Origin of the sequence: Streptomyces sp. WG7 (assembly GCF_049975785.1) — a bacterium.
In the GTDB taxonomy this organism is placed as follows: domain Bacteria; phylum Actinomycetota; class Actinomycetes; order Streptomycetales; family Streptomycetaceae; genus Streptomyces.
Genome location: NZ_JBNGGE010000018.1, coordinates 82,605 through 96,876, shown reverse-complemented (window position 1 = coordinate 96,876; position 14,272 = coordinate 82,605). Strand labels below are relative to the sequence as shown.

Below are 14,272 nucleotides of genomic sequence, written 5' to 3'. Positions count from 1 at the left end.
CGGACGAGGAGCGTGGCCGTGAGCGACATCGAGATCCGTGACGAGCGGGCGGCGGGCCGTCTGGAGGCGGTCGCAGGCGGTGAGGTCGTCGGGCGCATCGAGTACTTCGTGCTGGACGAGCCCGAGCGCGCCCTCGTCCCCGTGCACACCGTCGTCGAGCCGGCCCACGAGGGCCGGGGCGTCGCGGGCTCGCTGGCACGTGAGCTGTACGCCGGCGCGCGGCGCGAGGGCGTCGCCGTCGCCCCGCTGTGTTCGTACGTCGCGAAGTGGGCCGAGCGCCACCCGGACGAGGCACCCGTGGCCGGTCCCGAGCTGCTGCGTGCGGCGAGGGAATGGCTCGCGGCGCATCCCGAGCGGTTCTGAACCGGGGATGGCGAGGACCACGAGCAACCACGAAGAAGGGGCCGCGCGTGCTGGCGCTGCTGCACACCTCGCCCGTTCACGTTCCGGTCTTCGACGCCCTGCGTGACGAGGCGCACCCGGGTCTGGAACTGCGGCACCACGTCCACGCCGAGCTGCTGGAGCGGGCGCGGCGCGAGGGGCCGGAGGCGGTGACGGAAGCCGTACGGGCCGTGCTGCGGCAGGCCGTCGCAGAGGGGGCGCGGGCCGTTGTGTGCACGTGCTCGACCATCGGTGGTGTCGCCGAGGCGGCCGCCGGCCGGGCCGGGGTGCCGGTGCTGCGGGTCGACCGGCCGATGGCCGCCGCCGCGGTGGCCGCCGGTCCGCGTGTCGTCGTCCTCGCCGCCCTGGAGAGCACGCTCGCGCCGACGACGGCACTGATCGGAGAGGAGGCCCGGGAGGCCGGCCGCCGCGTCGACGTGCGTACCCTCCTGGTCGACGGCGCCTGGCCGCGGTTCGAGGCCGGGGACACCGAGGGCTACCTGCGGCTGGTGGCCGAGGCTGCCGACGCCGTGACCGGCGCGGACGTGATCGTCCTGGCCCAGGCATCCATGGCGCCGGCCCGGGCGGCGACCAGGTCCGCGGTCCCGGTACTGGCCAGTCCCGCGCCCGGACTGGCCGCCGGGGCGGTGGCCGCACGTCTCGGGTAGTACTCTTCCGCCGCCGTGTCACCCGGGATGGTGGGCCACCTGGGCCCGGCCGTTCCTGCGGGGGAGTGAGTGAGGGGACGGCCGTCGGGTAGGCGGGGGACAAGTCCAGAGCCGATGTCGACCGACTGGCCGGAGGACAGCGTCATGACGAACCCGTATCCGGATCCCGTTCCACCAGGGCCCACCCCGGGACCCGCCCCCGGTCCGGACCCGGAGCCACAGCCACACCCGGTGCCGCCGCCGGGCCCCGCCCCGACACCCCCGCCTCCGCCCGGCCCGGGTCCGGAGCCGGCGCCCCCGCAGCCGACCCCGCCGCCCCCGCACCCCGGTCCGCCCGAGCCCTCCCCGTCGCCGATCCCGCCGGGGCCGGAGCCGGTGCCCAACCCGGAACCGGGACCACCGCTCACCTGAGCCGCGGGCAACGGCCGCACGAACGGAAGGAGGGCACTGGCGGTGGGCGACCGCACGGCCGCCCACCGCCAGTAGCCGGCGCTCGCTCACCGCGCCGCCCGCCCGCCCGTTACCCGCCTGGTACGCCTACGCGGTGACCTCCGACCGGTCCCCGCCCCACAGCGTGTGGAACGCACCGTCCCGGTCGGTCCGCCGGTACGTGTGCGCCCCGAAGAAGTCCCGCTGCCCCTGCGTCAGCGCGGCCGGCAGCCGCTCCGCGCGCAGGGCGTCGTAGTAGGCGAGGGCCGCGGCGAAGCCGGGTGTCGGGACGCCCTGCCGGGTCGCGGCGACGATGACCTCGCGCCAGTCGTCCTGGGCGTCGGCGATCTCCTGCGCGAACGTCCCGTCCGACAGCAGGCTCGGCAGGTCCGGCCGGGCGTCGTACGCGGCGCGGATGCGGTCCAGGAAGGCCGCGCGGATGATGCAGCCGCCGCGCCACAGTGCGGAGACCGCGCCCAGGTCGATGTCCCAGCCGTACTCCTCGCTGCCCGCCGCGATCTCGTGGAAGCCCTGCGTGTACGACACGATCTTCGACGCGTACAGCGCCTGCTCGACGCGGTCGGCGAAGGCGGCCGCCTCCGATTCGCCGAGCGGCGACGCCTTCGGGCCCGCCAGGCCGCGTGAGGCCTCCCGTAGCGCCGCGTGCCCGGACAGGGAGCGGGCGAAGACCGCCTCCGCGATGCCGGACACCGGAACGCCCAGGTCCAGCGCGATCTGCACCGTCCAGCGGCCCGTGCCCTTCTGCTCCGCCCGGTCGGCCACCACGTCCACGAACGGCTCCCCCGTCGCCCCGTCCACGTGCGACAGCACCTCCGCCGTGATCTCGATCAGGTACGAGTCCAGGCGGCCGGTGTTCCAGGTGCGGAAGATGTCCGCGATCTGCGCGGGGGAGTACCCGGCGACATCGCGCAGCAGCTGGTACGCCTCGCCGATCAGCTGCATGTCGGCGTACTCGATGCCGTTGTGCACCATCTTCACGAAGTGTCCGGCGCCGTCGGGACCGACGTGCGTGACACAGGGCGTCCCGTCCGCCGCCTTCGCGGAGATCTTCTCCAGCATCGGGCCGAGCGAGCCGTACGACTCCCTCGAGCCGCCCGGCATGATGCTCGGGCCGTTGAGCGCGCCCTCCTCGCCGCCGGAGATGCCGGTGCCGACGAAGTGGATGCCCTGCTCGCGCAGTTCGCGTTCCCGGCGCCGGGTGTCCGCGAAGTGGGCGTTGCCCCCGTCGATGATCATGTCGCCGGGTTCCAGCAGCGGCGCGAACTCCTGGATCACCGCGTCTGTCGGGTCACCGGCCTTCACCATGATCACCAGGCGCCGTGGCCGCTCCAGCGCGGCCACGAACTCCTTGGCGGTCTCGGTCGCGACGAAGTCGCCCTCGCGCCCGAACTCCTCCACCAGCGCGTGCGTGCGCGACGCGGTCCGGTTGTGCAGCGCCACCGTGTAGCCGTTGCGGGCGAAGTTGCGGGCGAGGTTGCGGCCCATGACCGCGAGACCCGTGACGCCGATCTGCGCTGTAGTGCTCATCGAGTTGGCTCCTGGTGACCTTGGTGGGGGTGATGCCCTGTGTCGGTGTCTGCCTCTGTGCGCTTGTGCGTCCGTACGCCCGTGCCCTGTGCGTCAGTACGCCCATGCCGTGTGTGTCTGTGCGCCTGTGCCTTGTGTCCTGTGCGTCCGTGCGCCGGTGCCTCGTGTGTCTGTGTGTCTGTGCGCCGGGATGCCTGTGTGTCCGTGGCGCCGGTCGTGCCCGCCAGTATCGCCGGTTTCGCCGCACGACCATCCTGACGTGCCGGTCCGCAGGTCGCACGTTCTGGACCGGCGGACTCCAGTACGCGCCGGAGGGGTCCGGTGCCTCAGCCGGAGGACGGCGCATTCGGCCAACGGGGGTTCTTTCCCGGCCACTTGGCGTGACCAACCGGCCGATTGCCGTCTTGTCCTGGCCTGTTCGCAGCGCTTACTTTTGCCCCTCCTGACGCAATGTCGAGGGGGATATCCATGGCCGTACGCGGCCGGCACCGCCGGTATCAGCCGAACAGGATCAACCGCGCCTCACTGACCGTCACCGCCGGCGGTGCGGGACTGGCGCTCCCGCTCATCGGTACCGGCACGGCGCAGGCGGCCGACGTGGAGACCTGGGACAAGGTCGCCGCCTGCGAGTCCACCAATGACTGGGACATCAACACCGGCAACGGCTACTACGGCGGGTTGCAGTTCACCCAGTCCACCTGGGAGGCGTTCGGCGGCACCCGGTACGCCCCGCGCGCGGACCTGGCCACCAAGGACCAGCAGATCGCCGTCGCCGAGAAGGTACTCGACGGCCAGGGACCCGGTGCCTGGCCGGTGTGCTCGCAGCGGGCCGGACTGACCCGGGGCGGTGACACGCCGGACATCCGGCCGGCCGGGGACGCGAAGGCCGGGAAGAGTCCGGAGCGGGCCACCGGGAAATCCGCCGGGAAGCCCACTGGGAAATCCGCCGGGAAGTCCGACTCCATGAAGGACGTCCAGCCCCAGACCACCCCGCAGTCCCGGGCCGGCAAGGCCAAGATGTACACGGTGGTCACCGGCGACACCCTGTCCGGCATCGCCGACGCACAGCAGGTCCGGGGCGGCTGGCAGCGGCTGTACGACGCCAACCGCGGCTCGATCGGCGCGGATCCCGACGTGATTCTTCCGGGCCAGCACCTGAAGTTGCGTGGCGAGGGGACCGCTACGGCGTCCCGCGGCGAGTCGGGGACGGCCGCGAAGCCCAAGACGAAGGCGACCGGACAGTCGCCCGCCAAGCAGTCGCCCGCCAAGCCGCAGCAGAAGCAGCCGAAGAAGTCGTCTCCGGACAGCGGCAAGGCCAAGAACAACAAGGCAGACAAGGCGGAGAAGGCGTCCAAGGCGAACAAGGCCACCACCCGCCACAGCTTCGTCGCCCCCGTCGACGCTCCCACCGGCACGCCGTACCACCAGGCGGGCTCCTCCTGGTCGAAGGGCTACCACACCGGCGTCGACTTCCCCGTCGCCACCGGCACCTCGGTGAAGTCGGTCGCGGCGGGCCAGGTCGTCAGCGCGGGCTGGGGCGGCTCCTACGGATACCAGGTGGTCGTCCGGCACGGCGACGGCCGGTACTCCCAGTACGCGCACCTCTCGGCGATCTCCGTGAAGGACGGCCAGTCGGTGGGCGCCGGACAGCGCATCGGCCGCTCGGGCTCCACCGGCAACAGCACGGGCCCGCATCTGCACTTCGAGGTGCGGACGGGGCCCGGCTTCGGCTCGGACGTCGACCCGGTGGCGTACCTGCGGGCCGGCGGGGTCAGGATCTGATCCGCACCCGATGCCGGCCGAGAACGGGCGGCGGGACGAACGGGCCACCGTAGAAGGGGCCGTAGGAGAGCGGCGCGTCGTCGCTCTCCGCCGGTTCCCGGGCCTCGTACGTCTCCTCGGCGGGGACGGTGTCCGGGACCTGCGAGGACACCGGTCGCCGTGGCCCGGGCACGCTCGAGGGCACGAAGACCTTGTCGGGCAGCGGGGTGACCCGCTGCCCGGCCTCTTCCCGCGCAGGCGTGTCCTCGCCCGGCTCCGGCCCTGGTCCGGGAGGCGTCGCAGGGGCCTCGTCGCCGGCGGGCGCCGGGGCTTCCCCGGCGGCCTCCCGCGCGATCCGTTCCGTCGTCAGCAGGATGAGCCCGCCCGCGGCCACCACGCCGCAGCTCAGGGCGAGCGCGGTGCCGGTCGTGCCGTAGCGGAAGGTTTCACCGAACATCGTGATGCCGACCGCGGCGGCCACCACCGGGTTCACCACCGTCAGCGTGGCCAGCGGGGCTGCCAGACCGGCGCCCCGGTAGGAGGCCTGCGACAGCAGCATGCCGGCCGTGGCGAGCACGCCGATCACGGCCAGGGACGGCAGGTCGGCGGCTGAAACACCACCGGTCCAGTCGACCGCGACCGTCTTGGTGAAGACGGAGGACATGCCGAAGGCTATGCCGGACGCGGTCGCCAGCAGGATGCTGCGCACCGCCGGGTGCCGGTGCACGGCCCGGCCGGCGATCATCAGGGCCACGACCACACCACCGGTGACGACGGACGCCCCGATCCGCTGCTCCGTGTCCAGTGACTGCGCGTCGGACGCGCCGACCAGGGACAGCAGACCCGCGAGACCGACCGTCGCCATGAGCGCGCCCCGCCAGGCCGTCGCGCCGGCCTTGCGGCCCACGAACAGCGCTGCCATGGGCAGGGCGAACACGATGGTGAGCGCGCCCAGCGGCTGCACCAGGCTCAGCGGCCCGAGGGCGAGGGCCACGACGTGCAGGAGGCCACCGAGGCCGTTGAGTCCGACCGCCGCCCACCAGCCGGGCCGGCGCAGCGGAGCGTACTGAGCACCCGGGGAGGACGCCGCGACCTGCTCCTGCACGATCGCTCCGCCCGCGTACGCCACGGCGGAGACGAGCGAGAGCAGCACGGACAACGCGAGGGCGCTCATCGGCTGCTCCTCTGCGTGAGGCGGGGGCCCTGGGCCCGGCGCGGCGAACGGTCGTCTTCCATGGACAACACGATGCCGTCTCCGCGTCTTCCCGTCGTCGTCCCTGAGCACTCATTGGGTCATACTGCCGATGGAGTAGGACGGCGGTGCCGTCCTCCCCAGGGTGGGCGACTTCAGGTGTGGGCCCCCTGACCCGGGTCCCCAGGGGCCTTGGTACTACTGCTCTTCGTGGACCTCGACCCCGGCCTCGCCGCCCTCCGCCCGCTGGGCGGCTTCTCCGTCCTGCACGCGTCCCCGCACCCGTCGCGGCCGTCGCCGACGCGGCCGCTCCCCACCCTCGCACACGCCTACGCGCCGGGACACGCGCCGGGGCACGGAGACGCGACGACGGACGCGCGGGCGCAGGTTCGGATCCAGATGCGGGAGGACCCACTGGCCTTCCGCGTCCAGAAGGTCGCCGCCGCACTCGGCGTCCCCGAGACCCGCGTGGCCGCCTCCGTGGCCCATCAGGGGCTCGCGGCCCGCCTGTGGTCGGTGACGCTGGGGTGCGCCGCCCTCTACGGCGGCGTCCCCGACCTCGCCCCGCCGCTGCTGCGCTGGGACCCCGACGCCGCCGCCCCCGACGACCTGTGGCTCGCCGAGGTACGTCCCCTGCCGGGCGACGTCGCCGCGATCGCGGAGCTCGTGCTCCACGGCCATCTGGTGCCGCTGACGGCGGCCCTGCACGCCCGCTACCGCGTCGCGGCCGGGCTGCTGTGGGGCAACGCCGCCTCCGCGCTGGCCGGCGCCGGCCGGGAACTGGACCGCTGGGTGCGCCGCCACGGCCGCGGGGACACCGCCGCTCGCGCCCGTTCCCTGACCACCGGTCTGCTCGCCCACCCCCTGCTCGCCGGGACCGGCGTCCTCACCGGCACCGCGTTCCGGCGCCGCAGCTGCTGCCTGTACTACCGGGCGCCCGGCGCAGGGGTCTGCGGCGACTGCTGCTTCTCCCGGCCGCCGGGGTCTCCCCGGTCTCCGCGGCCCCCGCGCCCTTCCCCGGGCGGCCCGTCTGAGTGACCATGAAGGGACCAGCCGCCGAGACGGGAGGTTCCGGGTGCGTGTGGGACTGCTGACCCGGGAGTACCCGCCGGACGTGTACGGCGGAGCGGGGGTCCACGTGGAGTTCCTCGCCCGGGAGCTCGCCCGCCTCGTCGACCTGGATGTGCACTGCTGGGGCGAGGGCCGCACCGGCGGCGTGCTCCGCCACCGCCCCTGGTCCGCGCTCGACGGCGCCAACGACGCGTTGCGCACCTTCTCCGTGGACCTCGCCATGGCCGCCGCCCTCGAAGACCGCGAACTGGTCCACTCCCACACCTGGTACGCGGGCCTCGGCGGCCACCTCGCCAAGCTCCTGCACGGCGTCCCGCACGTGATGACCGCGCACTCCCTGGAGCCGCTGCGGCCCTGGAAGGCCGAGCAGCTCGGCGGCGGCTACGCCCTCTCCGGCTGGGCCGAGCGCACCGCGGTCGAGAGCGCGGACGCGGTGATAGCCGTGTCCGGCGCCATGCGCGAGGACATCCTCGGCTGCTACCCGGCGCTGGACGCCTCCCGGGTCCACGTCCTCCACAACGGCATCGACACCACCCTCTACCGCCCCGACCCCGGCACCGGCGTCCTGGACCGGATCGGCCTGGACCGCTCCCGTCCGTACGTCCTGTTCGTCGGCCGCATCACCCGTCAGAAGGGCGTGCCCCACCTGCTGCGCGCCGTACGGGGCATCGATCCGGCCGCGCAGATCGTGCTGTGCGCCGGCGCCCCGGACACCCCGGGGATCGACCAGGAGTTCCGCGACCTCTTCGCCGAACTGAGCCGCGCCCGGAAGGGGGTGCACTGGATCCCGCGCATGCTGCCGCGCCCGGAGGTGATCCAGCTGCTGACCCATGCCGCGGTCTTCGTCTGCCCCTCGGTGTACGAGCCCCTCGGCATCGTCAACCTGGAGGCGATGGCCTGCGGTACGCCGGTGGTCGCCTCCGAGGTCGGCGGCATCCCCGAGGTCGTGGCGGACGGCGAAACGGGGGTCCTCGTCCCCAAGGACGGCAACGGCGACGGCGACGGCGACGACGTCTTCGAGGCGGGTCTCGCCCGGGCACTGGACTCCGTCCTCGGCGCCCCGGAGGCCGCCCGGAGGATGGGCGAGGCGGGCCGGCAGCGCGCGGTGGAGGAGTTCGGCTGGGACGCTGTCGCCCGCCGCACGGTCCGGCTCTACGAGGAGATCGTCAAGCAGGCTTGAGGCCGCCCCGCCCGGGGCGGCCGGGGGTGAACGAGGGTGAGGGGAGCGGCCATGCGTCGTGGAGGTCCTTCGGTGCTCGGGATCGTACTGGCGGGCGGGGAGGGCAAGCGCCTGATGCCCCTGACCGCGGACCGCGCCAAACCCGCGGTCACCTTCGGCGGCACGTACCGGCTGGTCGACTTCGTGCTGTCCAACCTGGTCAACGGCGACATCCTGCGGATCTGCGTCCTCACGCAGTACAAGTCGCACTCCCTGGACCGGCACATCACCACCACCTGGCGGATGTCCAGCCTGCTCGGCAACTACGTCACCCCCGTCCCCGCCCAGCAGCGCCTGGGCCCGCGCTGGTACCTGGGCAGCGCAGACGCCATCCTGCAGTCCCTGAACCTGGTCCACGACGAACAGCCCGAGTACGTCGCGGTCTTCGGCGCCGACCACGTCTACCGGATGGACCCGCGCCAGATGCTCGCCCAGCACATCGAGTCCGGCGCGGGCGTGACCGTGGCCGGGATACGGGTGCCGCGCACCGAGTCGCCGTCCTTCGGGGTGATCACCCCGGGCTCCGACGGCCGGACCGTCACCGGCTTCCTGGAGAAGCCCGCCGACCCTCCCGGGCTGCCCGGCGACCCCGAGCGCGTCTTCGCCTCGATGGGCAACTACGTCTTCACCACCAAGGCCCTCGTCGAAGCCCTGCACCGCGATGCCGAGGACGAGAACTCCGTGCACGACATGGGCGGTTCCATCCTGCCCCGGCTCACCGACCGGGGCGAGGCCGCGCTGTACGACTTCAGCGCCAACCACGTGCCGGGGGAGACCACCCGGGACCAGGGGTACTGGCGGGACGTCGGCACCCTCGACGCCTACTACGACGCCCACATGGACCTGATCGCCGAGCGGCCCGCCTTCAACCTCTACAACCGGGACTGGCCGATCTACACCCACGCCGCGCAGCTCTCGCCCGCGCGCTTCAACGCCGGCGGCATCGCGGGCGAGTCGATCGTCAGCGCGGGCGCTCTGGTCCGCGGGCAGGTCACCCGGTCGGTGCTCTCGCCGGGCGTGGTGGTCGACCCGGGAGCGGTCGTGCAGGGCTCGGTGCTGCACGACAACGTGCACATCGGCCGGGGCGCGGTCGTGCGCGGGGCGGTGCTGGACAAGAACGTGGACGTGCCGCCGGGGGCGACGATCGGCGTCAACCCGGAGCGGGACGCCGAGTTGTACACCGTCTCCAAGGGTGGCGTGATCGCGCTGGGCAAGGGACAGCGGGTGTTGTGACGAAGGGTTGGCGACCGGTTGACGGCTGTGGGGCGGCCCCGGGGGCGTGCGATGCGCGCGATACCCGCGACACCTCCGGGACCGTTGTCATGTCCCTGGACGCCAGGCGCAATCCGTGCTGTCATGCCTCTGCACCATGCTGTTACATCGATGTATGACATCGATGTCCTGAGCCATCAGCCACCACCCGTTCTCGAGGAGAGGGTCAGTGCGCACCAAACGACTCAGAGACCGACTGGCACTACTGCTCGCCGCCGCACTCGGCGTCACCGGACTCGCCGCCGTGCCGAACGCGAGCGCGGCCGACGACGCCGCGGAGATCCACGGGCTGAAGGGCGAGTACTACACCCACTCGGCCCCCGGCGCCTTCGACTTCCACGAACTCAAGGCCACCGGCTTCGACCCGCAGCTCGACTTCAACACCCTGGAGCCGCGGCTGGCCTTCGCCACCGGGCAGTCGGACGACGTCAGCGTCCGCTGGACCGGCAAACTGGTGCCGGAGAAGACCGGTGCCCACACCTTCTCGGTCATCGGCGACAACGGCTTCCGCCTCTGGATCGGCGGACAGCTCGCCATCGACCACTGGGTCGACGACTGGGACCGTGAGCAGACCGCCGAGCCCATCGAGCTGACGGCCGGCCAGTCCTACGACATCAAGCTGGAGTACTTCGAGCACTACGGCGGCTCCAACCTGCACCTGCGCTGGACCGAGCCCGGTGGCAGCAAGGAGCCGGTCCCGCAGTCGGCGTTCCGCCTGCCCGACGGCTTCGACTACGACGGCGCGACGGCGACCGCCGTCCAGTCCACCGGCCGCACCCTCAAGCTCGACTTCCCCCGCCCGCTCGCCGCGGCCCCGGCCGGTCTCACCGACCACCTCGAAGCGGTGATCGGCGGCGCCACGTGGCCCCTGGGCGAGGCCCAGGTCGACCCCGCCGACCCCACCGCCCTCCTCGTGGCCCTCGACCAGCCCGTCGTCGGCAACAAGGACGGCGACGCGCCCGGCACCGCCGACGTCCGCTACGACGGGGAGGGCGGCCTCACCGATGCGGAAGGCAACGTTGTCAACGCCTTCTGGAGCAGTGGCGGCAACCACTCCACGTACGAGCTGCGCACCGACTGGGCCGACGAGGTGGGCCCGGACAACGCCCTCCCGGAGTACCCGCGTCCGCAGCTGACCCGCGACGACTGGCGGAACCTCAACGGCCGCTGGCAGTTCGCCGCCGCCGAGGCCGGCGAGCAGCCGCCGGTGGGCAAGAACCTGAAGGAGCGCATCCTCGTCCCGTACCCGGTGGAGTCCCAGCTCTCCGGCATCCAGCGGCACGAGGACCGCATGTGGTACCGCCGCACCTTCACCGTGCCCCGCGACTGGCACATCGGCCGCGGCCAGCGCCTCAAGCTCAACTTCGGTGCCGTGGACTGGCAGTCCGAGGTGTACGTCAACGGCGTCAAGGTCGCCGACCACAAGGGCGGTTACGACAAGTTCAGCGCCGACGTCACCGACGCGCTCAAGCCCGGCCGCACCCAGGAGCTGATCGTCGGCGTCTACGACCCGACCGACGCGCGGGGCGCCGAGAACCCGCCGGTCGGCAAGCAGAGCCTGGACCCGAGCGGCATCTGGTACACACCCAGCTCCGGCATCTGGCAGACGGTCTGGATGGAGCCGGTCGCCCGGGACCACGTCGACTCGCTGAAGCTGACCCCGCACATCGACGGGGAGGCGGGCACCCTGACCGTCGAGCCGAAGGGCGTGCGCGACGGTGTACGGGTCCGCGCGACGGCGTATGCCGGACACCGCAAGGTCGCCACGGCGAGCGGACGCACCGGCGAGCCGCTGACGCTGAGGATCCACGACCCGCGCCTGTGGTCGCCCGACGACCCGTTCCTGTACGACCTGAAGGTCACCGTCGGACACGACCGCGTCGAGAGCTACTTCGGGATGCGTTCCATCGCCGTCGAGAAGGTGAACGGCGTGCCGCGCACGATGCTCAACGGTGAACCGGTCTTCATGATGGCCACCCTCGACCAGGGCTTCTGGCCGGACGGCCTGCACACCGCGCCCACCGACGAGGCCCTCGCGCACGACCTGAAGCTGCACAAGCAGCTCGGCTTCAACTCCGTGCGCAAGCACATCAAGGTCGAGCCGGACCGCTGGTTCTACTGGGCCGACAAGCTGGGTCTGCTGGTGTGGCAGGACATGCCCTCGATGACGCCGGGGGTGAACCCGAACGCCGCCTCCCGGGCCGAGTTCGAGCGTGAGATGAAGGAGATGATCGACGAACACATCAGCCACCCGTCGATCATCATGTGGGTCACCTTCAACGAGGGCTGGGGCCAGTACGACATCAAGCGCGTCGCCGAGCAGGCCAAGGCCTGGGACCCGACCCGCCTCGTCAACAACCAGTCGGGCCTGAACCTCGGGGCCGACGGAGGCGCCGGCGACATCATGGACGAGCACGGCTACCCGAGCCCCGCCCTGCCGCCCTCGCCGGACGGCGAACGCGCCCTGGTCAGCGGCGAGTACGGCGGCCTCGGTCTCGCGGTGCCCGGACACGCCTGGTCCGTGCAGCAGTCGTACGTCGACGTCGACCCCCAGGCCTACACCGACGGCTACCTCACCAAGCTCGACGAGGTGCGCGCCCTGGTCTGCCGGGGAAGCAACGGCGCCGTCTACACCCAGATCTCGGACGTCGAGGGCGAGCTCAACGGCCTGACGACCTACGACCGCAAGGTCCTCAAGCCGGACGTCGAGCGGGTGAAGGCCGCCCACGAGGCCCTGATCCACGACGCGTCCCAGCCCACCCCGGCGGGGTGCCCGGCCGGCTGAGCCCGCGCACGGCATCCCGCACGACACCGCAGACCTTCCGGAGGGCACCGCACACGGGAGGCATCCGGCGTCTGCGCCTGTGCGTGGCCGGGGTGGTGGCAGCGTCCGCGCTGGTCACCGCCCCGGCGGCCCGGGCCGCACAGCCGCCCACCAGCACCTCACCGACCTGGTGAACCCGTTCGTCGGGACGGAGAACGAGGCTGCCCCGACCGTCACGGCGCCCGGCACCTCGGAGACACCGACCGCTATGTCCCGTCGCCACGCACCGACGGCGCGGCCTACGACCGGACCTGCCTGACGGCCGACGCCCTGCGCTCCTTCCGGTCGCGCGGGTCCACGGTCGGCCCGCAGCCGTCCGGGTGGGGAACCCCCGCGGCGGCGGCGCCGCCACCCCCTGACCTGAGCGCAGACACCCCATGAGTCCCTGGAGTCCCGCCCTTCACACAGGGGCGGGACTTTAATCTGTTGTTAACTGTGCGTAGCCTGATCGTACTTGACCGTAATCGGCGGAGGGCGATTGACTGCTTGTCCATCCGTCGTCCATGCGTCGTCCTTGCGAGGCAAGCCCTTGACTCCCGACCCGCTCGCTCCCCTCGACCTCGCGTTCTGGAACATCGAGTCCGCCGAGCACCCCATGCACCTCGGCGCGCTCGGGGTGTTCACGGCCCACTCGTCCACGGCGGGCGCCCACGCGGCGGACCTGCTCGCCGCCCGCGCCCCCTCCGTGCCCGGACTGCGGATGCGGATCCGGGACACCTGGCAGCCGCCGCTCGCCCTGCGGCGGCCGTTCGCGTTCGGTGGCGCCACCCGTGAACCCGACCCCGGCTTCGACCCGCTCGACCACGTCCGGCTGCACGCGCCGACGACGGACTTCCACGCCCGGGCGGGCCGCCTCATGGAGCGCCCGCTGGAGCGAGGCCGGCCACCGTGGGAAGCGCACGTGCTGCCCGGCGCGGACGGCGGCTCCTTCGCCGTGCTGTTCAAGTTCCACCACGCCCTCGCCGACGGCCTGCGGGCCCTGACCCTCGCCGCGGGCGTCCTCGACCCGATCGACCTTCCCGCGCCCAGGCCCCGCCCCGCGCGGCCCCCGCGCGGTCTCCTGCCGGACGTGCGCGGACTGCCGGGCAGGGTGCGCGGCGCCCTGTCCGACGCGGGCCGCGCCCTCGACATCGGCGCCGCCGCGGCCCTGTCCACCCTCGACGTGCGCTCTTCGGCCGCGCTCACCGCCGGATCCTCCGGCACCCGCCGCACCGCCGGCGTCGCCGTCGACCTCGACGACGTCCACCGCGTGCGCAAGGCCGTCGGCGGCACCGTCAACGACGTCCTGATCGCGGTCGTCGCCGGCGCCCTGCGCCGCTGGCTGGACGAGCGCGGCGACGGAAGCGAGGGCGTCGCGCCCCGCGCCCTGATCCCCGTGTCCCAACGCCGCCCGCGTGCCGCCCACCCACAGGGCAACCGGCTCTCGGGCTACCTGATACGGCTTCCGGTCGGCGACCCCGACCCGCTGTCCCGCCTCGGCACGGTCCGCGCGGCCATGGACCGCAACAAGGACGCGGGACCCGGCCGGGGAGCCGGCGCCGTCGCCCTGCTCGCCGATCACGTCCCCGCGCTCGGCCACCGGCTCGGCGGACCGCTGGTCGGACAGGCAGCCCGTCTGTGGTTCGACATCCTGGTCACCAGTGTCCCCCTGCCCAGCCTCGGCCTGCGGCTCGGCGGCCACCCGCTCACCGAGGTCTACCCGCTGGCGCCGCTGGCCCGGGGCCACTCCATGGCGGTGGCCGTCTCGACCTACCGGGGGCAGGTCCACTACGGCCTGGTCGCCGACGCCGAGGCGGTGCCGGACCTCGACCGGTTCGCCCTGGCCCTGGCGGAGGAGGTGGAGACATTGCTCACCGCCTGCGCTCCCTGAGGCGGACGGGTTTGGCTCCGTGCCCCGGCGCCGAATA

The 14,272-nt window shown here is 72.9% G+C and carries 10 protein-coding genes and 1 pseudogene; 9 read left to right on the top strand and 2 right to left on the bottom strand.

From position 1 onward, the window contains the following. Positions 1-18: 18 nt before the first annotated feature. Both ACP4J0_RS19875 and ACP4J0_RS19870 read left to right on the top strand, forming a co-directional pair. Positions 19-363: a GNAT family N-acetyltransferase gene (locus tag ACP4J0_RS19875; protein WP_426600014.1), complete on the top strand. Its 345-nt coding sequence runs from the start codon at positions 19-21 to the stop codon at positions 361-363. A gap of 47 nt (positions 364-410) precedes the next feature. Beyond that, a complete protein-coding gene (locus tag ACP4J0_RS19870; protein WP_426600013.1) occupies positions 411-1,049 on the top strand; it encodes an aspartate/glutamate racemase family protein in 639 nt (212 codons plus the stop codon). Positions 1,050-1,586: 537 nt separating this feature from the next. Here ACP4J0_RS19870 and gndA read toward each other — a convergent pair. Then, positions 1,587-3,026 carry an NADP-dependent phosphogluconate dehydrogenase gene (gene gndA / locus ACP4J0_RS19865; RefSeq protein WP_426600012.1) on the bottom strand — a complete coding sequence of 480 codons (1,440 nt, stop codon included), beginning with the start codon at positions 3,024-3,026 and terminating at the stop codon, positions 1,587-1,589. Positions 3,027-3,494: 468 nt separating this feature from the next. On the opposite strand from gndA, the gene ACP4J0_RS19860 reads away from it, so the two are divergent. After that, the gene (locus tag ACP4J0_RS19860) at positions 3,495-4,808 is read left to right on the top strand and encodes a transglycosylase family protein (protein WP_426600011.1); all 1,314 of its coding nucleotides are present in this window, start codon (positions 3,495-3,497) and stop codon (positions 4,806-4,808) included. On the opposite strand, the gene ACP4J0_RS19855 is transcribed toward ACP4J0_RS19860, so the two are convergent. Then, positions 4,798-5,961 (bottom strand): DMT family transporter, encoded by a 1,164-nt coding sequence (locus tag ACP4J0_RS19855; RefSeq protein WP_426600010.1) that lies wholly within the window; start codon positions 5,959-5,961, stop codon positions 4,798-4,800. The genes ACP4J0_RS19860 and ACP4J0_RS19855 overlap by 11 nt on opposite strands. 228 nt (positions 5,962-6,189) lie before the next feature. Between ACP4J0_RS19855 and ACP4J0_RS19850 the strand changes: the two genes are divergently transcribed. The 6 genes and pseudogenes from ACP4J0_RS19850 (at position 6,190) to ACP4J0_RS19825 (ending at position 14,235) form a co-directional block, all read left to right on the top strand. Next, positions 6,190-7,017, top strand: a complete 828-nt coding sequence (locus ACP4J0_RS19850) for a (2Fe-2S)-binding protein (RefSeq protein WP_426600009.1) — start codon at positions 6,190-6,192, stop codon at positions 7,015-7,017. Positions 7,018-7,054: 37 nt separating this feature from the next. Next, positions 7,055-8,230 (top strand): glycogen synthase, encoded by a 1,176-nt coding sequence (gene glgA, locus ACP4J0_RS19845; RefSeq protein WP_426600008.1) that lies wholly within the window; start codon positions 7,055-7,057, stop codon positions 8,228-8,230. 51 nt (positions 8,231-8,281) lie between these two features. Beyond that, the gene (glgC, locus tag ACP4J0_RS19840; protein ID WP_426600007.1) at positions 8,282-9,502 is read left to right on the top strand and encodes a glucose-1-phosphate adenylyltransferase; all 1,221 of its coding nucleotides are present in this window, start codon (positions 8,282-8,284) and stop codon (positions 9,500-9,502) included. Positions 9,503-9,710: 208 nt separating this feature from the next. Next, positions 9,711-12,326 carry a PA14 domain-containing protein gene (locus ACP4J0_RS19835; protein ID WP_426600006.1) on the top strand — a complete coding sequence of 872 codons (2,616 nt, stop codon included), beginning with the start codon at positions 9,711-9,713 and terminating at the stop codon, positions 12,324-12,326. 83 nt (positions 12,327-12,409) lie between these two features. Continuing rightward, positions 12,410-12,746 (top strand): annotated as a pseudogene (locus ACP4J0_RS19830) (hypothetical protein). 148 nt (positions 12,747-12,894) lie between these two features. Beyond that, positions 12,895-14,235 carry a wax ester/triacylglycerol synthase family O-acyltransferase gene (locus ACP4J0_RS19825; protein WP_426600005.1) on the top strand — a complete coding sequence of 447 codons (1,341 nt, stop codon included), beginning with the start codon at positions 12,895-12,897 and terminating at the stop codon, positions 14,233-14,235. Positions 14,236-14,272 lie beyond the last annotated feature (37 nt).